This is a genomic window from Pseudomonas sp. B21-009, from assembly GCF_024749345.1.
GTDB lineage: Bacteria > Pseudomonadota > Gammaproteobacteria > Pseudomonadales > Pseudomonadaceae > Aquipseudomonas.
In genome coordinates, this window is record NZ_CP087199.1 from 2,501,363 (window position 1) to 2,521,661 (window position 20,299).

Genomic DNA, 20,299 nt, shown 5'->3' on the forward strand with positions numbered 1-20,299 from the left:
CCGCTCCCACAGGCTGTGCAGGAGCGGGCTTGCCCGGCGATCAGGTTCATGCAGTCGGTGGCTTTTTGCTTGCCCTGGGCTTTTTCGGCGCTGGCGCAGTGCTTGCCGGCTTGGCCTTGGCGTTACTGGCCGGCGGCGCCTTGGCCGGTTTGCGCGGCGTTACCTTGGGCGCCAGCGCTTCGGCCTCGGCAAGCTTGCGCGCCATCGCCCAGTGCCGCTCTTCCTGGCCTTCGGGCTTACCTTCCGACTCCCAGATCTGATAGGCGAATTCACGGATACGTTTTTCTTCGACACTCATCTCTACGCTCCTGAGGACTTAACGATGTTCAACGAACAGATTGACCGGAAACTCCTTGAGTGCAGTGCTCAGCCACAGCTCCTTTGAGGCTGTGACTGCGCCTGTGGCAAAAAGTCCCGAGCAATTGCCAGGCGACAAGGCAAACGGCAAAACCAGCCGGGTATCGTCCCAGTTCTGCGCCGGGATCAGCGGTAGCGGTGATTGGCCAAGCAAGCTGCAGGCCAGCCGCGGCACCACCACCACGGCGCGCTGTTCAGCGCTCACCCGGGCAAACGCCAGGACCCGCCCGGCGTGTCTGCCGCGCACTTCGATCGGCAGGTACTGACCGCGCAGGAACAGCTGCGGGGACTGCTGGCGCCACTCCAGCACCTGGTTGATCAGCGCCTGTTTGACCCGGCCGCTGCGCCAGTCCTGGAGCAACTGCGCCGTTGTGGTGCCATCCGCCAGGGCCTGGCGCCGACCGGCAAAGTCCACCGCGCGGCGGTTGTCCGGGTCGACCAGGCTGAAGTCCCAGAACTCGTTGCCCTGGTACAGATCGGGCACCCCGGGCACGGTCATGCGCAGCAGGCACTGCACCAGGCTGTTGAGGGCGCCCGGGCAGGCGATGGCCTGCGCCGCCTCGGCCAGGGAATGACGCAACTGCTGGCTGGCGCGCTCCAGCAGCAGGGTGTCGATGAAATCCAGGCAGGCCTGTTCATAGGCCTCGTTCGGGGCGCTCCAGCTGCTGCGCAACTTGGCTTCACGCAGGGCTTTGCGCTGCCATTGGCGCAGGCGCTCGGCATAGGCCTCAAGCGCCAACGGATTGTTCTCATCAAGGTCCAGTGGCCAGCTGCCGAGCAGGGTCTGGTACAGCAGCAGCTCATCGCCTGCACCTGGCGCTTCGCCGTCGGCCAGGGTGCTGCGCAAGGGGCTGGCCAGCTCGCGCCAGTGTTCGACCCGGCTGGCAAACCAGCTGCTGCGTTCGCTGAGCACTGCCAGGCGCGCACGGCTGTCTTCGCCGCGCTTGTGGTCGTGGGTGGCGGTGGCCAGCAGGTTGTCCGGGAACTGCTCAAGGCGCGTGAGGCAATGTTGGTGAAAGTCCTCGACCGGGGCGCTGAAACGTTCGGCATCAAAACCTACGTCGTTACGCGACAGCAACAGTGCCGAGCGGTAGAAGGCCGTGTCTTCCACGGCCTTGGCGGCGGTGGGCGAGGTCAGTTGCTGAAAACGCACGCAGGCGTGGCGCAGGTGCTTGCGCGGCCGGCCCGGCGGCAAGCGCCGCCAGGGCTCGCCGCCGAGCCAGCGCTGCAGGTAGTCGAGCACCGGCCAGTCAGCCTCGCTCAGGCACTGGCGGGCACCGCGCATGGCTTGCTGGAAGTACGCTTCATCTTCTGCCGGGCGCCCGCAGGCATTGATGTAGGTGCGGTACACCGGGTAGTGCTCGATCAGCGCCTGCAACGCCCGGCGAATGGCGCCCAAGGTCAGGTCGCGGCTCATCAGGTCGTCGCGGGCCACTTGCAACAGCGCCTGGGCCACCGACTCGAAATCGCCGGCCAGGCTGCCATTGAGGATTTGCTGGCGGGCCAGGCGCACTTCCTCGCTGAAGTCCGGGCGTTCGCTTAGCGCGCTCCATAGCGCCGCCAACTCTGCTTCGCCGTCTGGATCATGCTGCAGCAGCGAGACCTGGTTCATGAACTCGTAGCCGGTGCTGCCGTCGACCTGCCAGTCGCGGTGCAGCTGCTCGTCGGCGCCGAGGATCTTCTCGACATAGATCGGAAAGTGCTCCAGCGCTGCCTCCAGTGGGCGCTGGGCCAAGAGCCCGTCGACCCGCCGGCGCAGCTTGCGGCAGTAGCCGCGCGGATCGGCCAGGCCGTCGATGTGGTCGATGCGCAGGCCGTCGACCAGGCCGCGGCCGATCAGCTCGAAGACCTTGCTGTGGGTGGCCTCGAACACCGCCGCGCGTTCGACCCGCAGGCCGCCCAGCTCGTTGACGTCGAAAAAGCGCCGCCAGTTGATATCGTCGCCAGCGGTGCGCCAGCTGGCCAGGCGGTAGGACTGACGTTCGAGCAGGGCGTGCAGGCGCGTGAAACCTTCGGGGCTGCGGCTGTCGTAGGCGCCGAGCACATCGTCCAGGGGCTGTTGGCGGGCCAGCGCCGCCAGTTCGGCCAGCAGCGGCCTGGCCTGCGCCGGCGCATCGTCAGCGCTGCGCAAGGCATTGAAGCGGCTGGCCAGTGTCTGCAGGGCTGCGCCACCTTCGGCGAGCACCAGGCCATAGTCGGCCGGGCAGATCGGAAAGCGGTGCTCGTGGTGCTGGATATGCAACTGGCCGGTTGCAGCGTCGAAGCGCAGCGGGATGTCGCCGCCTTGCAGCATCGCGCCGTAGTCACCGGCCAGAAACGGCAGCAGCAACTGACCTTCAAGCAGCGGGTCGGGCGAGTGCCACTGGATGTCGAAGAACTCGGCATAGCGGCTGCGCCGGCCCCAGGCCAGCAGGTCCTGCCACCAGGGGTTGTCGCTGCCGACCGCCATATGGTTGGAAACCATGTCGAGGATCAGGCCCATACCGTGCAGGCGCAGCGCTGCCACCAGGCGCTCCAGTGCAGCTTCGCCGCCCAGATGCGGGCTGACCTGCCCGGGGTCGACCACATCGTAGCCATGGCGCGAGCCGGGGCGCGCGCGCAGCAGCGGCGAGGCGTACAGGTGGCTGATGCCTAAGCGGGCGAAGTAGGGCACCAGCGCCGCCGCCTGGTCGAGGCCGAAGTCGGCATGAAACTGCAGGCGCAGGGTCGCGGTCAGGGCTTTCATCGGTCACGCTCCCAGGCTTGTTCGCGGGCCTGCGCCAGCAGCTCCAGGCGCCGCGCCGCATCCGCGTCGTCAAGCAGCGCGCTGGCCGCCAGGGCAAAGCGCCGGCGCCAGTTGGGGTGGCTGTCGAGGGTGCCGGGCAGGTTGGGTTGCTCATCGACACCCAGCAGATCTTCCAGCGGTACCAGCACCAGCGGCGCGCGGGTATGGCCAAGGTAGCGGATGCTGGCATCGATCAGCGCGTCGCTCTCGGCCAGGGCCTGGCCGTAGTTCTGCTCAAGAGTGCGCCGCAGGCCCTGGCGCTCGTGTTGGCGGCTGTCGCGCCAGTGCCGCTCGGTGATGCCGTCGATCAGGCTCAGGCGCTGGTTCCAGTCGATATCGCGGGCCTGCAGCCAGCCGGCCAGTGGCGGCAGGTCATGGGTGCTGGTGGTGGCCAGGGCGTTGTCGGGCCAGTCGAGGATGGGCTTGAAATGGCCGGGCGGGTCTTGCTCGAACAGCAGTACGCGCATGCCGAGGATGGCCCGCGCGGCGAGCTTTTCGCGCAGCCCCTCGGGCACGGTGCCGAGGTCTTCACCCAGCACGATGGCCTGGTGGCGCACTGACTCAAGGCTGAGCAGGCGCAGCAGATCATCGAGCGGGTAGTGCAGGTAGGCTCCTTCGGCCGGGGTGGCGCCCTGGGGGATCAGCCACAGCCGTTGCAAACCCATGACATGGTCGATGCGCAGGCCCCCGGCATGGGCAAAGTTGGCCCGCAGCATCTCGATGAACGCCCGGTAGCCGTTGCGTCGCAGGCCTTCGGGCGAGAAGGCGCAGATGCCCCAGTTCTGCCCGGCGCGGTTGAGAATATCCGGCGGCGCGCCGACATTGAGGCCGGCCAGCAGCTCGTCCTGGCGGCTCCAGGCCTGGCTGCCGGCGCCGTCGGCACCCACCGCCAGGTCGGCAATCAGGCCGATGCCCATGCCATGGCTGCGCGCCGCATCCTGGGCACGTTGCAGGCTGCGTTCGATCAACCACTGGCAGAAGGCGTGAAACGCCACCTCCTCGCTGTGCTGGCGGGCGAAGGCACTCACCTCGGGGCTGTGCGGGTCGTGCCAGGCAGCGGGCCAGTCGCGCCAGTCCTGGCCGATGTCGCGCTTGAGCGCGTGCTCCAGCAGTACCTCGAAGCGGCAGTGGCGTTCCAGGGCGGGGCCGGCGTGCTGGCGATAGCTGTCGAAGTCGGCGAACAACGGGTGCTCGGTGGCGATAAAGTCGCGGTACAGCGCACGCAGCAAACGCTGGCGAAACGATGCGGCCTGCGGCCAGTCGATCAGCGGCAGGTGTTCAAGCTGCTCCAGCGGCCCGTGCAACTGGCAGGCTTCAATGGCCATGCGCACCGCACGGTCCCCGAGCAGCGCCGCCGGGCTTGCATACAGGCTGTTGAGAAACAGCCGGCTGGAGGGCGAGTAGGGGCTGTAGCGCTGGCTGTCGCTGGCGAACATGGCGTGCAGAGGGCTGATCGCCAGGGCATCGGCGCCGCGTTCGGCGGCGCTGCGCACCAGCGCCTCGAGGGCCAGGCAATCACCATAGCCGCCATCGTCGGGGCGGCGCAGGCTGTACAACTGGGCGCTCAGTCCCCAGCTGCGAGGCGTCGGCGTGCCCAGCGCATCGGCAATGCTGTAGCAGCGGGCTGGCGCCACGGCCAGGGTGAACTGTTGCTGGTCGATCTGCACCTGGTGATAGCCGATCGGCAACCCGGCGGGGAGCCTGGCCTGATCATCCAGTTGCAACGGTTGTTCGCTGCCATCTTCAAGCAGCACCTGGCAGTCCATCGCTGGCGGAAAATAGCCGGACAGCTGCAGGGGGAGGCCGTGGTCAACCGTCAACAGCGGCGGCAGGTGGCGGGCATCGTGGGCGCGCAGCAGCGCCTGGATACTGGCTTCGATCGCCTCAACGCTGTCGGCCGGGTGGCCTAGGCCGGCCAGCACCCGCTGCAGCGCCGGGTCACTGACCCGCTGGGCGCGGCCGTTGGCGTCGATCCAGTCCACCGCCAGGCCCGCCAGTTCGGCCAGTTGCTGCAAGCGTGGGTCAGTCATGGGCAGGCTCCGCTGGGGTGGTCGGCAGCAGGCTGACCAGGGTGGTGTAGGGCGGCAATTGCGTGTTGCCGATGCAGCTTTCGCTACAGCTGAACAGGCGTGCAGCGCTGGCCGGCAGGTCGGCCACTTGCGCGGTAGGGCCAAGGTTGAGGTCAATACGCAGCTCGCCGCCGCGTTCGAGCTGCCAGCGCACCGTCAAGGCCTGCGGCCCCAGCACCCGGGCGCCGAGGGCATGGATGCCGGGCAGGTTGGGGACGATGTGGCGGGCGCGCAGGGCCAGTAATTGCCGGTACAACTGCAACCATGGCTGTTGGTTTGAGTGTGTTGGCCGCGGCCGCGAAGCGTCGAAGGTATCGAGGGCATTGGGGTCGGGAATCCGCGAGCGGGTGACGGTATCGGCGAAGTCGGCAAAACCGGCAAACTCGGCGCGCCGGCCTTCGCGTACGGCATCGGCCAGTTCATCGTGGTGATCGGTGAAAAACACAAAAGGTTGCTCGCAGCCCCATTCATCGCCCATGAACAGCAGCGGAATCATCGGCGCCAGCAGCAATAGGGTGGTGGCTGCGCGCAAGGCCTGGGGCGGGCACAGTTGGTTAAGGCGCTCGCCGAACGCGCGGTTGCCGATCTGGTCGTGGTTCTGCAGGAACAGCACGAAGGCCGTGGGGGGCAAATGCCCGCTGGGCTCGCCGCGGGGATGGCCGTTGCGGTCGGGCTGGCCCTGGAAGACGAAGCCCTGGCTCAGGCAGCGCGCGAGTTTTTCGATGGTCGACTCGCTGTAGTCGGCGTAGTACGCCTCCTGCTCGCCGGTGAGCAGCACGTGCAGGGCGTTGTGACCGTCGTCGTTCCACTGCGCATCGAAGCCCTGTTCAAGCAGGTGCGCCTGGTTGTGTTCGTTCTCAAGGGTCAGCCATACCTGACGCCCCGGGGTGATCTCGCTGCGCACCCGGCGCGCCAGTTCGGCAAGAAAATCCGGGTCGTCGATGGCGTGCACGGCGTCCAGGCGCAGACCGTCGACGCGGTACTCCTGCAGCCACATCAGGGCGTTCTCGATAAAAAAGTCGCGCACCTGGCGGCGGCGAAAATCAATCGCCGCGCCCCACGGGGTATGGCGATCCTGGCGAAAAAAGCCACTGGCGTACTGGCCGAGGTAATTGCCGTCCGGGCCGAAGTGGTTGTAGACCACATCCATCAGCACCATCAGGCCATGGCCGTGGGCCTGGTCGATCAGTTCGCGCAGTTGCTCGGGGCTGCCATAGCTGTGCTGTGCAGCGAACGGCAGGACGCCGTCGTAGCCCCAGTTACGCTCGCCGGGGAATTGCCCGAGCGGCATCAGCTCGATGGCGGTAATGCCCAGCTCGGCCAGGGCCGGCAAGCGCTCGATCACCCCGGCATAGCCGCCGCACAGGCCGACATGCAGCTCGTAGATGACCGCCTCAGGCCAGGGGCGCCCGCGCCAGTCGGGGTACTGCCAGCGGTAGGCTGCGGGGTTCAGCAACTGGCTGGGGCCGTGCACGCCGTCGGGTTGGTAGCGCGACGCCGGGTCGGCCACCGTGAGCGTGGCGTCGATCCGGTAGCGGTAGCGGTCACCGGCCTTGCACGGCAGCTGGCCGACGAACCAACCGTCGGCCTGGGCCTGCAAGGGCTGGCGCGCACCGGCGTCGAATTCAACCTCCACCTGCTGTGCGTCCGGTGCCCACAGGGCAAACCGGGCGCTGTTGCTGTCCAGCATCACGGCCCCGTGGGTCGCGTGTTCCTGTGACCTCAAGGGCATACCTGCCATCTCCGCTTCAGCGTGGGGTTGCTCGGGCGCTTTCGACCAGCTCCTGATAAAGACGGGCATAAGGCTCGACGGCCTGGCACCAGTTGAACGGTTGGGTCATGGCCAGGCAGCGCATGGCATTGAGCAGGTTCTTCTTGCTGTACACGTAGAACGCCCGGCCCAGTGCTTCGCGGTAGCTGTCGACGGTCGATTCATCGAACAGAAAACCGGTGACGCCATTCTCGATGGTGTCGGCCAGGCCCCCGGTGTTGCGCGCCACCGGCAGCGAGCCAAAGCGCTGGGCGTACATCTGGCTCAGGCCGCAGGGCTCGTAGCGCGACGGCATGAGCAGGAAGTCGCTGCCGGCGAACATGCGCCGGGCATCGGTTTCGTTGAAGCCGATGCGCACGCCGATCTGCCCGGGATGGCGCAGGGCAAGTTCGCGCATGGCCTGTTCTTCTTCCGGTTCGCCACGGCCGATGATCGCGATCTGGCCACCCTGGCGGACGATGTATTCGGCCACCCCCAGGGTCAGGTCCAGGCCTTTCTGGTAGACCAGGCGCGAAACCACTGCGAACAGTGGCCCGTTCGAAGGTTGCAGGCCGAACAGCTCACGCACCTGGCGGCTGTTGGCGGCCTTGCCGTGCCAGTCGTTGAGGCTGAAGGGGTGATCCAGGTGCGGGTCGCTGGCCGAGTCCCAGCTCTCGTCGATGCCGTTGGGAATACCGCTGAGCAGGCCTTGCTGGGCCTTGCTGGCGAGAAAGCCATCCAGCCCGCAACCGAACGAGGGCGTAGTGATTTCCCGGGCATAGGTGGCGCTGACCGTGGTGATGTGGCTGGAGTAGGCAAGGCCGGCCTTGAGGAACGACAGCTTGCCGTAAAACTCCATGCCTTCCTGTTGCAGGGCATGGTCGGGGATCGCCAGTTCCGGGCAGCAGGCACGGCTGACCACGCCCTGGTAGGCCAGATTGTGGATGGTGAACAGGGTCGGCGTCTGCAGGCCGCGCCAGTGCATGTAGGCCGGGGCCAGGCCGGCCGGCCAGTCGTGGGCGTGGACCAGGTCGGGCTTCCAGTGGACCATGCCTTCACCGGCGGCGATTTCTGCCGCGGCCAGGCCCAGGCGGGCAAAGCGGATGTGATTGTCGGGCCAGTCGCGACCGTTGTTGGCACCGTAGGGCGTGCCCTCGCGCTGGTACAGCTCGGGACAGATCAACACATAGATGACCAGGCCATCGGCCAGGTCCATGCGCCCGATCTTGCAGGGCGGCAAGGCCGCGTGGCCGCCCAGCTCGCCGACCAGGTGGATCGGGTTGTCGCTTTCCAGCACCTGCGGGTAACCGGGGATCAGCACCCGCACATCGTGCAGGTGACGCATGGCCCGTGGCAGCGCCGCCGAGACATCGCCCAGGCCGCCGGTCTTGACCAGGTCGGCGATTTCCGAGGTGACGAACAACACTTTGCGTTTATGTGAAGAATGTCTGGGGTCAGCACCCAGTGCCTTGGCTGTCGGCGTGAAATCCGCTGCAAGCGGTTCACGCGAATCCGGGGTGAATTGCTCTACATGAGGTTCGACAGCGGCACTGATCATACTTCTCTCCGTCCCTATGTTGTGCGGGCGTGGGCGCCCGTTGTTGTTTGTCTACCGATACTGTTCTCTGTGAGTGGTATTGCCTTGCCTTCCATGCCCCGCAGCCAAGCGCACAAGCGCTACGCAAGCCGGCGTCCTGCCGACGGCGTGGTGACGATATGGGGTGGGTGGGCCGCGTCCGTTGAAGCGGAATCGATGGCCTACTTAGTTCCTGACCTACCGCGATTGCAGAAGTTTCGACTATTTTCAGTCGAGTTTTCCGGGCGATGTCTGGCCGAATACCGAGTGTAGGAGAGAATTCGTGAAGAATGTGACCCGCTGGTCACTTTTGCTCGTAGGAACCTGCAGCAGCGCGGCTGCAGGTTGTGGCACAACGTTTCAGACGGCTTAGGCGGGAGAAATGCCGTCAAGCAGGGCAGAAAGCATCAGGTGCACAACCAACCGCGGGGACGCTCAGCTGCGCGCTGGCAACTGGCCGTCCTGGGCTTGCTGCAGAAGCAGACTGAGTTGGGCGACCTGTTGTTGCAACTGCTCGCGCTCTTCTTTAAGGCGACGCAGCTCGTCGCGGTGTACCGTCACGTAGAGGGTCTGGGCAGGCATTTTTGGCAGAAGGGTTCCCATTGCACACCTCGCATAGGGTGGTTCGTTTTTCTAACAGCGTAGCTGCTGGATCGGCGGCGATTCTGAATTCTTTTGCAGGCCTTGGGAACTTTTTTGTTTCTGGCTGTCTTGCCGTTCGTCGCTGAACCAAGCACGCGAGGGCTGGACTAACCTTGAAGGCCTGAGGCGCTATTTTTCATTCCAGGGGAGCATCGCACATGCAATTGGGAATCGTGGGGCTGGGCCGCATGGGCGGCAATATTGCACGGCGCTTGATGCGTGGCGGGCACCGCATGGTGGTGCATGACCGCGATCGTCAGGCAGTGGAAACCCTGGTCAAGGAAGGCGCCAACGGCGCCCATGACCTTGGCGCGCTGGTAGGCAAGCTGGAGAAACCCCGGGCGGTGTGGGTGATGCTTCCGGCCGGTGAGCCGACCGAGCAGACCATCGCCCAGCTTGCTGACCTGCTCGACGCCGACGACGTGATCATCGACGGCGGCAATACCTTCTACAAGGACGACATGCGCCGCGCCGCCGAGCTGGGCAAGCGCAACCTGCACTATATCGATGTCGGCACCTCGGGCGGCGTCTGGGGCCTGGAGCGCGGCTACTGCATGATGATCGGTGGCGAGCAGGCGGTGGTCGACCGCCTCGACCCGCTGTTCGCCACCCTCGCCCCCGGGGTTGGCGAGATCCCCCGCACCCGCGGCCGCCAGGGCCCGGCCGGGCGTGCCGAGCAGGGTTACATTCATGCCGGGCCCGCAGGTGCCGGGCACTATGTGAAGATGATCCACAACGGCATCGAATACGGCCTGATGCAGGCCTATGCCGAAGGGTTCGACCTGCTCAAGAGCAAGGGCAGCGATGCCGTGCCGGCCGAGCAGCGCTTTGACCTGAACCTGGCGGAAATCGCCGAAGTGTGGCGCCGTGGCAGTGTGGTCACCTCCTGGCTGCTGGATCTTACCGCCGACGCCCTGGTGGCCGACCCGCAACTGGGCGGCTACAGCGGCTCGGTGGCCGACAGCGGCGAAGGGCGCTGGACCATCGATGCGGCGGTGGAACAGGCGGTGCCGGTGCCGGTGCTGTCCAGTGCGCTGTTCGCCCGCTTCCGTTCGCGCCAGCAGCAGGGCACCTACGCCGACCGCATGCTGTCGGCCATGCGTTTTGGCTTTGGTGGCCACGTCGAGAAGAAAGCCGAATGAGCAAAACACAAATCGAAGCGGCCCCGCCTTGCAACCTGTTCCTGTTTGGTGCCAACGGCGACCTGGTCAAGCGCCTGTTGATGCCGGCGTTGTACAACTTGAGCCGTGATGGCCTGCTCGACAAGGGCTTGCGCATCGTTGGCGTCGACCACAACGCCGCCACCGACAACGAATTCGCCGCGCGCCTGCAAGCCTTCATGCGCGAACGCGACAGGGCCAGCGAAGGCGCCAGCAAGTGCCTGGATGACAAACTCTGGGCGCGCCTGGCCAAACGCATCGGCTACCTCACCGGCGATTTTCTCGACGAGGCCACCTACCAGGCCATCGCCGAACGCATCCGCAGCAACCCCAGCGCCAACGCGGTGTTCTACCTGGCCACCTCACCGCGCTTTTTCAGCGAAGTGGTGCAGCGCCTGGGCGCCGCTGGCCTGCTCGACGAAAGCGCCGGCTTTCGCCGGGTGGTGGTGGAAAAACCCTTCGGCTCGGACCTGGCCAGCGCCGAAGCGCTCAATGCCTGCCTGCTCAAGGTCATGAGCGAAAAGCAGATCTACCGCATCGACCATTACCTGGGCAAAGAGACGGTGCAGAACATCCTCGTCAGCCGTTTTTCCAACGGCCTGTTCGAAGCGTTCTGGAACAACCACTACATCGATCACGTGCAGATCACCGCTGCCGAAACCGTCGGCGTCGAAAGCCGCGGCGCCTTCTACGACAGTACCGGCGCCTTGCGCGACATGGTCCCCAACCACCTGTTCCAGTTGCTGGCGATGGTCGCCATGGAGCCGCCGGCGGCCTTTGGCGCCGATGCGGTGCGTAGCGAGAAGGCCAAGGTCATCGGCGCGATCCGGCCCTGGTCGAAGAACATGGCCCTGAAAAACTCGGTACGCGGCCAGTACAGCGCTGGCAAACAAGGGCGCAAGAAGGTCCCCGGTTACCGCGAAGAACCTCGGGTCGCGCCCGACAGCAACACCGAAACCTTCGTCGCCCTCAAGGTAATGATCGACAATTGGCGCTGGGTCGGCGTGCCGTTCTACCTGCGTACCGGTAAGCGCATGAGCGTGCGCGACACCGAGATTGCCATCTGCTTCAAGCCAGCGCCCTATGCCCAGTTTCGCGATACCGAAGTCGAGCGGCTCAAGCCCAACTATCTGAAGATCCAGATCCAGCCCAACGAAGGCATGTGGTTCGACCTGCAAGCCAAGCGACCGGGCCCGGCCCTGGCCATGGAGAACGTCGAGCTGGGTTTTGCCTACAAGGACTTTTTCAAGATGCAGCCGTCCACCGGCTACGAGACGCTGATCTACGACTGCCTGACCGGCGACCAGACCTTGTTCCAGCGCGCCGACAACATCGAGAACGGCTGGCGCGCGGTGCAGCCGTTCCTCGATGCCTGGCAGGAGGGCGGCGAGGTGCAGCCCTATGCCGCCGGTGACAACGGCCCGACTGCGGCGGACGAACTGCTGACCCGCGATCGGCGGGTCTGGCACCCGATTGGTTGAGGGTTCACGCACAAGGGGGATGAATGCCGGGTTTGATCGAAGACTACGCCCTGCTGGGTAACTGTCGCAGCGCCGCGCTGGTAGGCCGCGACGGCTCCCTGGACTGGCTGAGCCTGCCCAGGTTCGACTCCCCGGCGGTGTTTGCCGCCTTGCTCGGCAATGAAGAAAACGGCCGCTGGCGCCTGGCGCCGAGCGAGCCTTTGGTGCAGGTCAGCCGTGAATACCTGGACGGCACCCTGATCCTGCACACCACCTTCACCACCGCCAGCGGCCGTGCGCGCCTGATCGACTGCATGCCCCTGGCTGAACACAACAGCGTGCTGCGCATTGTCGAGGGCCTGGAAGGCGAAGTGCCGTTCGAGATGGACCTGGTGATGCGCTTTGACTATGGCAACAGTGTGCCTTGGGTCGAAAAGGCCGAGCCGCTGGTGCTCTCGGCGGTGGTTGGCCCCGACCGGCTGATACTGCGCAGCGGCGCCGCCACCCAGGCCCTGGATCACCACACCGGCAGCCGCTTTACCGTCAAGGCCGGCCAGCGCCTGGCCTTCAGCCTGAGCCACCAGGCGTCACACCTGCCATTGCCTGCAGCGTTCGATGCCGAGCAAGCTTTGCAACGGACCCGGGAGCAGTGGCAGCAGTTTTCGTCGCGCTGCCCGGACGTCGGCCCCTGGACGGCGCTGGTCAAGCGTTCACTGCTTACCCTCAAGGCCATGACCTACGCGCCCACCGGCGGCATTGTCGCGGCGGTGACCACCTCGTTGCCCGAGCGCCTGGGCTGTGAGCGCAACTGGGACTACCGCTATTGCTGGCTGCGTGATGCGACCATGACCTTGCTGGCGTTCATGAACCTTGGTTACTTCGAAGAGGCCCAGGCCTGGCGCGAATGGCTGCTGCGCTCGGTGGCCGGCAACCCCGAGCAGATGCAGATCATGTACGGCCTGGCCGGCGAGCGGCGGCTGGCGGAGTATGAAGTGCCGTGGCTGGCCGGTTATGAAGGTGCGCAACCGGTGCGTATCGGTAATGCCGCAGCGTTGCAGCACCAACTGGATATTTATGGCGAGGTCGCCGATGCCATGAGCCAGGCAATTCGTGGTGGCCTGCCGCGCCACCCGCGCAGCGCGGCGATTGCCCGGTTGATCATGCCGTACCTGGAAAAAACCTGGCAGCAGCCGGACGAGGGCATCTGGGAGGTGCGTGGCGGGCAGCAGCACTTCACCCATTCCAAAGTCATGGCCTGGGTGGCCTTCGACCGCGCTGCCGGCTTGAGCGATACCACCGAAGAAGGTCAGGCGCGCGCCGGGCATTACCGTCAGGTGGCGGCCAGGATTCACCGGCAGGTGTGTGAACAGGGCTTCGATGGGCAGCTGGGCTGTTTCGTCCAGGCTTATGGTTCGACCGAAATGGATGCCAGCCTGCTGCAGATTGCCCTGACCGGCTTCCTGCCGGCGGATGATCCGCGCTTTCTCGCCACCCTTGCGCGCATCGAGCAGCGTCTGCTACGCAATGGCCTGTTGCTGCGCTATGACAGCGACAGCGGTTGCGATGGGCTGACGCCGGGTGAGGGGACCTTCCTGGTCTGCTCGTTCTGGCTGGCGGATGTCTATGTGCTGCTGGGGCGGGAGGAGGAGGCCAGGACCTTGTTCGAACGTCTTGCGGCCCTGTGCAACGACGTCGGCCTGCTGGCCGAGCAGTACGACCCGCTGGGCCGGCGCATGCTCGGCAATTTCCCCCAGGCTTTCAGCCATATCGGCATCATCAACACCGCGCTGAACCTGCACCGCGCCCAGTGCCCGGTGCGCGACCGGGCGCAATGTGGTTAAAGGCATCGCGGGTCAAATCGGGTCGCCGCACCGCCGCTCCCACAGGTAGCGTAGGCCTTTAGAGGCGCGAGCTGATCCATTGGCGATGCTGCTCACACTTCACCTTTGCGCCTTGTCGGCGAATGGACCGGCGATGCACGAGAAGCAAAAGCAAAAAAGCACTCTGCTTCTAGATGTACGTAATTGCAGGCGCCACCGATCGTCCCTTGCAGAAGGCCGAGTGGAACCCTTGCGTAGTGGGGCGACGGCCATGGATGGCCGGCGAGCGCCGCAGGGCCAGGGACGGCCCTTCGGCGCGCCCCCACGGGAGCAAGGGTGGAAGGAGGGAACCCGGAGCGCAGCGCAGGGCCGATGAAGGGACAGGGCGTTTTTGGTTACTTTTGCCGCCAAGCAAAAGTGACCCGCCGTAAGGGCGGAAGGCGCCGGCAGCCCCTCACCATCAAATGGATCAGCTCAAACACAGCCTGGCTGCCCCAATACTTGCAAGCTGCTTAAGACAGTTGCTCCCACAGGCCCGTGCAGTCAGCGTTACAACCAGTAGGTCACCGCCCACCACCCAAGGCCGCCCATGACCACGGTATAGGGCAGCGCCATCCACACCATGCGCCCATACGACAGGCGAATCAGAGGCGCAATCGCCGAGGTCAGCAGGAACAGGAATGCCGCCTGGCCGTTGGGCGTGGCCACGCTCGGCAGGTTGGTGCCGGTGTTGATCGCCACCGCCAGGGTCTCGAAGTGTTCACGGCTCATGCCGCCGTTGACAAACGCCTGCTTGACCTCGGTGATATAGATAGTGGCGACGAACACGTTGTCGCTGATCGCCGACAACAGGCCGTTGGCGATAAACAGCATGCCCGGCTGCTGATCGGCCGGCAGCGCCAGTACCCACTGGATCAGCGGGGTAAACAGCTGCTGCTGGTGGATCACCGCGACCACGGCAAAGAACACCACCAACAATGAGGTGAACGGCATGGCGTCCTGGAACGCGCGGCCCAGGCGGTGTTCGTCGGTGATGCCGGTAAAGGCGGTAATCAGCACGATCACCAGCAGGCCGATCAGGCCGACTTCGGCCACATGCAGGCCCAGGCCGATGATCAGGATCAGCGCTGCCAGGCCTTGCACCACCAGTGCGGCACGTTGCTGGGTGGTGCGCTGAGCGTCGTCTTCGGCGGCATAGGCGGCCAGCACCTGGCGCACGTTGTCCGGCAGCAGGGTGCCGTAGCCGAACCAGCGCAGTTTCTCCAGCAGCACGCAGGTCACCAGGCCTGCCACCAGCACCGGCAGCGACACCGGCGCCACCTTGAGGAAGAACTCGGCGAAGTGCCAGCCCATTTCGTGGCCGATCAGCAGGTTCTGCGGCTCGCCGACCAGGGTGCACACGCCGCCCAGGGCGGTACCGACGGCGCCGTGCATCAGCAGGCTGCGCAAGAATGCGCGAAATTGCTGCAGGTCTTCGCGGTGCAGGTGGGCGACGTGCTGGTCGCTGTCCAGGTCCGAGTCTTCCCGTGGGTTGGCGCCGGAAGCGACGCGGTGATACACCGAGTAAAAGCCGACCGCCGCGCTGATGATCACCGCCGTCACCGTCAGCGCATCGAGAAACGCCGAAAGAAAGGCCGAGAGAAAACAGAACAGCAAGGCCAGCAGGGCCTTGGAGCGCACGCCGAGAAGAATCCGCGAAAACACGAACAGCAGCAGGTCCTTCATGAAGTAGATACCGGCGACCATGAACATCAGCAGCAGGATCACCGGAAAGTTGTGCTGCAGCTCTTCATACAGCGCTTGCGGCGTGGTCATGCCCAGCAGCAGGGCTTCGACCATCAGCAGGCCGCCGGGCATCAGCGGGTAGCACTTGAGCGCCATGCCGAGGGTGAAGATGAACTCGATCACCAGCACCCAGCCGGCCACCACCGGGCCGAGGGTGAACAGCAGCAGGGGATTGAGCAGCAGGAACAGGCACAAGGTAGCCTTGTACCAGCGCGGCGACTGGCCAAGAAAATTGTGGGCCAGGGCGCCGGCCAGGGAGCGGGACATGAAAATGTATCCTTATGATTCAACAGCTGGGCAAAGTGCCGCATGTGCGAACGGAGATCAAGGTAAAAGTCCCGGTTTTGGCACAAGCGCGGCCTTGGCGCCGACGGGCACCTTGTTATAGTCCTGCGATCAACCTCGCCGCCTTCAAGGAGAGCACCGTGACTGACTACCAAGCGTTCAAGGTCGAACTGAACAACCGCATCGCCCACGTGCAGATCAACCGCCCGGAAAAGTACAACGCCATGAACGCGGCGTTCTGGAGCGAAATCGTCGAGATCTTCCGCTGGATCGATGAAACCGACGAAGTGCGCGCGGTGGTCATCAGCGGTGCCGGCAAGCATTTTTCTTCCGGCATCGACCTGATGCTGCTGGCCTCGGTGGCTAACGAACTGGGCAAGGACGTCGGCCGCAACGCGCGCCTGCTGCGCCGCACCATCCTGCGCATGCAGGCCTCGTTCAATGCCGTGGACAACTGCCGCAAGCCGGTGCTGGCGGCGATCCAGGGTTACTGCATCGGCGGCGCCATCGACCTGGTCTCGGCCTGCGACATGCGTTACTGCAGCAGCGACGCGCAGTTCTCGATCAAGGAAGTCGACATGGGCATGGCCGCCGACGTTGGCACCCTGCAGCGCCTGCCACGGATCATCGGCGACGGCATCATGCGCGAACTGGCCTACACCGGGCGCAATGTCGCCGCCGACGAAGCCCAGCGCATCGGCCTGGTCAACCGTGTGTTTGACAGCCATGAGGCACTGCTTGACGGAGTCTTTGCCATTGCCGCCGAAATTGCGGGAAAATCTCCCATTGCCGTGGCCGGCACCAAGCACATGATCAGCTACATGCGCGATCACCGCATCGACGATGGCCTGGAGTACATCGCCACCTGGAACGCCGCCATGCTGCAATCCACCGATCTGCGGGTGGCGGTTGCCGCCCACATGAGCAAACAGAAACCCGAGTTCGCCGACTGACCCCCGGCGGCGAACCCCGCAAGGAACCGGCACATGTCAGCGCGTTGGACCACCGCAGTACTGGACACAAACCTCACCGGCGGCTGGGCGGTTGCCCGCAGCCGCGAGGGTTTTCTGGTCGATGACAACGGCGCGCTGTTCCCGCGCGACTGGCTCAAGCGCCAGGCGCTGGATGTACTTTGCGAACACGGTATCGGCCATTTCGATGGCCAGCCGGTGTTCCTTCTGGAATTGCGCAGCCCGCAGGTGGTAGCCGGCTGTAGCTGGCGCGGCTTGCGTCAGTTCATGCTCGAAGGCGACTTCGAGACCTACAAGATTCTTGGCTATGCCGCGCAGATCGGCACCTGGGCCCGCGAGCACCGCTTCTGTGGCAGCTGCGGCCAGGCCATGGAGCAAATCCACTGGGAGCGGGCGATGTACTGCGCGCCGTGTGATTTACGCAGCTACCCGCGCATCTCGCCGAGCATGATCGTGCTGATCAGCCGTGGCGACGAAATCCTCCTGGCCCGTTCACCGCGCTTTGTCAGCGGCGTGTACAGCACCCTGGCAGGCTTCGCCGAGCCTGGCGAATCGGCCGAAGACTGCCTGGTGCGCGAAGTGCGCGAAGAGGTGGCGATCGAGGTGCAGAACATCCAGTACGTCGGCAGCCAGTGCTGGCCGTTCCCGCATTCGATGATGCTCGGTTTTCATGCCGAGTACGCCGGCGGCGAGATCGTCATGCAACCGGACGAGATCGAGGACGCCCAGTGGTTTCGCGTCGATGCGCTACCGCCGTTGCCGGCGGGGCGTTCGATTGCGCGCTATCTGATCGACCTGTATGTGGCTCGCCGTCTAGGCCTGGCCGAACCAGTGCTGCCACGCTAGGCGCACGGTCAGCGCCAGCACCACGGTGATGAACACCGGGCGGATGAACTTGCTGCCGCCGCTGATGGCGGTGCGCGCGCCGAAGAACGCGCCGACCATCAGTGCCGAGCCCATCGACAGGCCCACCAGCCAGTCGACCTGGCCGGAGAAGATAAACACCGACAGCGCTGCGGCGTTACTGACGAAGTTCATGCTGCGCGCCACGCCGCTGGCCTTGACCAGGTCGATGGGGTAAAGCAGCAGCGTGCTGACGGTCCAGAACGCGCCGGTGCCTGGGCCGGCCACGCCGTCGTAGAAGCCCAGGGTGAAGCCTTGGGGGATCTGCCACTTCTTTTTCACCGGCGCATCGGCATCCAGCGGCGCCTTGGGCGTGCCGCCGAACAGCAGGTAAACGCCACAGAGAAAGACGATCACCGGCAGCATCTTGTTCAGCCATTCGGCCGGCAGGTAGTGGGCCACCACCGCGCCGATCAGGGCACCGATAAAAGTACCGACCAGGGCATGACGCCACTGCGCCGGGTGGAACAGCTTGCGCCGGTAGTAGGTGAAGCCGGCGGTGGCCGAGCCGAAGGTCGAGCTGAGCTTGTTGGTGCCCAGCACCAGGTGCGGTGGCATGCCGGCGGTGAGCAGCGCCGGGGTGGTGAGCAGGCCGCCACCGCCGGCAATGGCATCGATGAAACCGGCAACGAAAGCGACGGCGGCAAGAATCGCCAGGGTGGTGGGGTCTACGCTGAGTTCGAAAGGCATGGCGTGGGCTTAATCGACTGGGCGCAGAAGGGCTGCGCCGAAGGGTCGATATGGTAATGGAGATCGGGGCTGTCTGTCAGGGCCTCATCGCGGGGCTAGCCCGCTCCTACTGTAGGGGCGGGCCTGCCCCGCGATGCTTTCATCAGGACAAAAAGCCACCGTCGACATTCAACGCCACGCCGGTGGTGTAGCTCGACGCGTCGCTGGCCAGGTACAGCACCGCGCCGGCCATCTCTTTCGGGTCGGCCACGCGCTTGAGCGGGATCTGCTGCAGGGCGGTGTTGAGGATCGCATCGTTCTTGACCAGCGCCGAGGCGAATTTGGTATCGGTCAGGCCCGGCAGCAGGGCGTTGCAGCGGATACCGAACGGCGCGCATTCCTTGGCGAAGACCTTGGTCATGTTGATCACCGCCGCCTTGGTCACCGAGTAGATGCCCTGGAAGATCCCCGGCGACACGCCGTTGATCGAGGCGACGTTGATGATGCTGCCGCCACCGTTGTCGCGCATCAGCTTGCCGGCTTCCACCGACATGAAGAAGTAACCGCGGATGTTGACGTCGACGGTCTTCTGGAAGGCGCCAAGGTCAGTGTCCAGCACGTTGCAGAACTGCGGGTTGGTGGCGGCGTTGTTGACCAGGATGTCCAGGCGCCCGAACTGTTCGCGAATGCCGGCGAAGACCTGGCTGATCTGCTCCATCTCGCCGATGTGGCAGGCAACCGCGGTGGCCTTGCCGCCGGCGGCGATGATCGCCTCGGCGACCTGCTGGCAACCCTCGAGCTTGCGGCTCGAAACGATCACATGGGCGCCTTGCTGGGCCAGCAGGTGGGCGATGGCTTCGCCGATGCCGCGGCTGGCGCCGGAGACGAAGGCGACTTTGCCGTCGAGGTCGAACAGTTGGGTCTTGGACATGGTCTTTTCCTTGTTGGAGTCGTCAGAGTGGGGACTTGCCGATGACCTGCAGGCTCATGTGCTCCAGCAGCGTGTTCATGTGAATGAACTGGGCGAAGCGCTTGTCCTGGGTCTGGCCGTGGAAGAACCGGTAGTAGATCTGCTGAACGATGCCGGCCAGGCGGAACAGGCCGTAGGTGTAGTAGAAGTCGTAGTTGTCGATTTTGATCCCGGCGCGTTCGCCGTAGTAGTCGACAAACTGCTGGCGGCTCAGCATGCCCGGGGCGTTGCTTGGCTGGCGGCGCATCAGTTGCACCGGTGCCGGGTCGTCGGCTTGAATCCAGTAGGCCAGGGTGTTGCCCAGGTCCATCAGCGGGTCGCCAATGGTGGTCATTTCCCAGTCGAGCACGCCGATGATGCGCATGGGGTTGTCGGCATCGAGGATGACGTTGTCGAAGCGGTAGTCGTTGTGCACGATGGCAGGCTTGGGGTGATCGGCCGGCATTTTCTCGCGCAGCCAGGCGATGACCTTTTCCCAGCGTGGCGCATCGGCGGTCAGGGCTTTTTCGTAGCGGCTGGCCCAGCCCTCGATCTGGCGTTGCACGTAGCCTTCGGGCTTGCCCAGGTCGCCCAGGCCGCAGGCGTTGTAGTCGACCTGGTGCAGCTCGACCATGCGCTCGATGAAGCTCTTGCACAGGACCTCGGTACGTTGGGCATCCAGGCCCAGCTCCGGCGGCAGGTCCGAGCGCAAGATGATGCCCTTGACCCGGTCCATGACATAGAACTCGCCGCCGATCAGCGACTCGTCGGTGCAATGCACGTAGGCCTTGGGGCAATAGGGGAAGCCGCTGTTGAGCTGGTTGAGGATGCGGAACTCGCGGCCCATGTCATGGGCAGATTTGGCCTTGTGACCAAAAGGCGGGCGGCGCAGCACAAACTCGCGCCCGGGGTATTGCACCAGGTAGGTCAGGTTCGAGGCGCCGCCGGGGAACTGGCTGATGGTCGGCGCACCGGCCAGGCCCTGGATATGCGCTTTCAGATAAGGGTCGATCACTGCGGCATCAAGTTCTTCGCCGGGGCGGACCTGGGTGGACTGGTCGGTGAGCGTCATGCGTTTCCCTTATGTTAAAAGCCAGAGATTATTGGCCAATCTAATTCCTGCCGCGCACGCTCACAAG

Annotated in this window: 15 protein-coding genes; 5 read left to right on the plus strand and 10 right to left on the minus strand. The window is 64.9% G+C overall.

Annotation, left to right across the window (positions count from 1 at the left end; all coding sequences use genetic code 11):
* Positions 1-46: 46 nt before the first annotated feature.
* From LOY34_RS11645 to LOY34_RS11670, 6 genes are all read right to left on the minus strand, one after another.
* Positions 47-298, minus strand: coding sequence for a DUF2934 domain-containing protein (locus tag LOY34_RS11645; protein WP_093383704.1), 252 nt, complete (start codon positions 296-298; stop codon positions 47-49).
* Between the two features lie 18 nt (positions 299-316).
* Positions 317-3,082, minus strand: coding sequence for a malto-oligosyltrehalose synthase (locus tag LOY34_RS11650; protein WP_195883847.1), 2,766 nt, complete (start codon positions 3,080-3,082; stop codon positions 317-319).
* Positions 3,079-5,151 carry a 4-alpha-glucanotransferase gene (malQ, locus tag LOY34_RS11655; RefSeq protein ID WP_195883848.1) on the minus strand — a complete coding sequence of 691 codons (2,073 nt, stop codon included), beginning with the start codon at positions 5,149-5,151 and terminating at the stop codon, positions 3,079-3,081. Before malQ ends, LOY34_RS11650 begins: the two co-directional genes overlap by 4 nt.
* A complete protein-coding gene (treZ, locus tag LOY34_RS11660) occupies positions 5,144-6,922 on the minus strand; it encodes a malto-oligosyltrehalose trehalohydrolase (RefSeq protein WP_230090848.1) in 1,779 nt (592 codons plus the stop codon). Before treZ ends, malQ begins: the two co-directional genes overlap by 8 nt.
* Positions 6,923-6,938: 16 nt before the next feature.
* Positions 6,939-8,498 (minus strand): glycogen synthase GlgA, encoded by a 1,560-nt coding sequence (glgA, locus tag LOY34_RS11665; protein WP_195883849.1) that lies wholly within the window; start codon positions 8,496-8,498, stop codon positions 6,939-6,941.
* Positions 8,499-8,951: 453 nt separating this feature from the next.
* Positions 8,952-9,119, minus strand: coding sequence for a DUF6026 family protein (locus LOY34_RS11670; RefSeq protein ID WP_176794265.1), 168 nt, complete (start codon positions 9,117-9,119; stop codon positions 8,952-8,954).
* 197 nt (positions 9,120-9,316) lie between these two features.
* On the opposite strand from LOY34_RS11670, the gene gnd reads away from it, so the two are divergent.
* The 3 genes from gnd to LOY34_RS11685 are packed head-to-tail and all read left to right on the plus strand — an operon-like array spanning position 9,317 to position 13,619.
* Positions 9,317-10,300, plus strand: coding sequence for a phosphogluconate dehydrogenase (NAD(+)-dependent, decarboxylating) (gnd, locus tag LOY34_RS11675; protein WP_195883850.1), 984 nt, complete (start codon positions 9,317-9,319; stop codon positions 10,298-10,300).
* A complete protein-coding gene (gene zwf / locus LOY34_RS11680) occupies positions 10,297-11,799 on the plus strand; it encodes a glucose-6-phosphate dehydrogenase (protein ID WP_195883851.1) in 1,503 nt (500 codons plus the stop codon). The genes gnd and zwf overlap by 4 nt, the downstream gene beginning before the upstream one ends.
* A gap of 23 nt (positions 11,800-11,822) precedes the next feature.
* Positions 11,823-13,619: a glycoside hydrolase family 15 protein gene (locus tag LOY34_RS11685; protein ID WP_258664844.1), complete on the plus strand. Its 1,797-nt coding sequence runs from the start codon at positions 11,823-11,825 to the stop codon at positions 13,617-13,619.
* A 528-nt stretch (positions 13,620-14,147) separates the two neighbouring features.
* On the opposite strand, the gene nhaB is transcribed toward LOY34_RS11685, so the two are convergent.
* Positions 14,148-15,650: a sodium/proton antiporter NhaB gene (gene nhaB / locus LOY34_RS11690; RefSeq protein WP_195883853.1), complete on the minus strand. Its 1,503-nt coding sequence runs from the start codon at positions 15,648-15,650 to the stop codon at positions 14,148-14,150.
* A 158-nt stretch (positions 15,651-15,808) separates the two neighbouring features.
* On the opposite strand from nhaB, the gene LOY34_RS11695 reads away from it, so the two are divergent.
* Together LOY34_RS11695 and nudC are read left to right on the plus strand one after the other, a co-directional pair.
* Positions 15,809-16,621 (plus strand): crotonase/enoyl-CoA hydratase family protein, encoded by an 813-nt coding sequence (locus tag LOY34_RS11695; RefSeq protein ID WP_045198558.1) that lies wholly within the window; start codon positions 15,809-15,811, stop codon positions 16,619-16,621.
* Between the two features lie 33 nt (positions 16,622-16,654).
* Positions 16,655-17,485 carry an NAD(+) diphosphatase gene (nudC, locus tag LOY34_RS11700; protein ID WP_195883854.1) on the plus strand — a complete coding sequence of 277 codons (831 nt, stop codon included), beginning with the start codon at positions 16,655-16,657 and terminating at the stop codon, positions 17,483-17,485.
* Here nudC and LOY34_RS11705 read toward each other — a convergent pair.
* The 3 genes from LOY34_RS11705 to LOY34_RS11715 all read right to left on the minus strand — a co-directional run bounded on the left by LOY34_RS11705 (position 17,453) and on the right by LOY34_RS11715 (position 20,232).
* Positions 17,453-18,232 (minus strand): TSUP family transporter, encoded by a 780-nt coding sequence (locus tag LOY34_RS11705; protein WP_045198562.1) that lies wholly within the window; start codon positions 18,230-18,232, stop codon positions 17,453-17,455. The genes nudC and LOY34_RS11705 overlap by 33 nt on opposite strands.
* A 142-nt stretch (positions 18,233-18,374) precedes the next feature.
* Positions 18,375-19,142, minus strand: a complete 768-nt coding sequence (locus tag LOY34_RS11710; protein WP_123565977.1) for an SDR family oxidoreductase — start codon at positions 19,140-19,142, stop codon at positions 18,375-18,377.
* A 22-nt stretch (positions 19,143-19,164) separates the two neighbouring features.
* Positions 19,165-20,232 (minus strand): phosphotransferase family protein, encoded by a 1,068-nt coding sequence (locus tag LOY34_RS11715; protein WP_195883855.1) that lies wholly within the window; start codon positions 20,230-20,232, stop codon positions 19,165-19,167.
* Positions 20,233-20,299: the final 67 nt, after the last annotated feature.

Coding starts and splice junctions, on each gene's coding strand:
- LOY34_RS11645 (WP_093383704.1), bottom strand. CDS start 298: ATGAGTGTCGAAGAAAAACGTATCCGTGAATTCGCCTATCAGATCTGG.
- LOY34_RS11650 (WP_195883847.1), bottom strand. CDS start 3,082: ATGAAAGCCCTGACCGCGACCCTGCGCCTGCAGTTTCATGCCGACTTC.
- malQ (WP_195883848.1), bottom strand. CDS start 5,151: ATGACTGACCCACGCTTGCAGCAACTGGCCGAACTGGCGGGCCTGGCG.
- treZ (WP_230090848.1), bottom strand. CDS start 6,922: ATGCCCTTGAGGTCACAGGAACACGCGACCCACGGGGCCGTGATGCTG.
- glgA (WP_195883849.1), bottom strand. CDS start 8,498: ATGATCAGTGCCGCTGTCGAACCTCATGTAGAGCAATTCACCCCGGAT.
- LOY34_RS11670 (WP_176794265.1), bottom strand. CDS start 9,119: ATGGGAACCCTTCTGCCAAAAATGCCTGCCCAGACCCTCTACGTGACG.
- gnd (WP_195883850.1), top strand. CDS start 9,317: ATGCAATTGGGAATCGTGGGGCTGGGCCGCATGGGCGGCAATATTGCA.
- zwf (WP_195883851.1), top strand. CDS start 10,297: ATGAGCAAAACACAAATCGAAGCGGCCCCGCCTTGCAACCTGTTCCTG.
- LOY34_RS11685 (WP_258664844.1), top strand. CDS start 11,823: ATGCCGGGTTTGATCGAAGACTACGCCCTGCTGGGTAACTGTCGCAGC.
- nhaB (WP_195883853.1), bottom strand. CDS start 15,650: ATGTCCCGCTCCCTGGCCGGCGCCCTGGCCCACAATTTTCTTGGCCAG.
- nudC (WP_195883854.1), top strand. CDS start 16,655: ATGTCAGCGCGTTGGACCACCGCAGTACTGGACACAAACCTCACCGGC.
- LOY34_RS11705 (WP_045198562.1), bottom strand. CDS start 18,232: ATGCCTTTCGAACTCAGCGTAGACCCCACCACCCTGGCGATTCTTGCC.
- LOY34_RS11710 (WP_123565977.1), bottom strand. CDS start 19,142: ATGTCCAAGACCCAACTGTTCGACCTCGACGGCAAAGTCGCCTTCGTC.
- LOY34_RS11715 (WP_195883855.1), bottom strand. CDS start 20,232: ATGACGCTCACCGACCAGTCCACCCAGGTCCGCCCCGGCGAAGAACTT.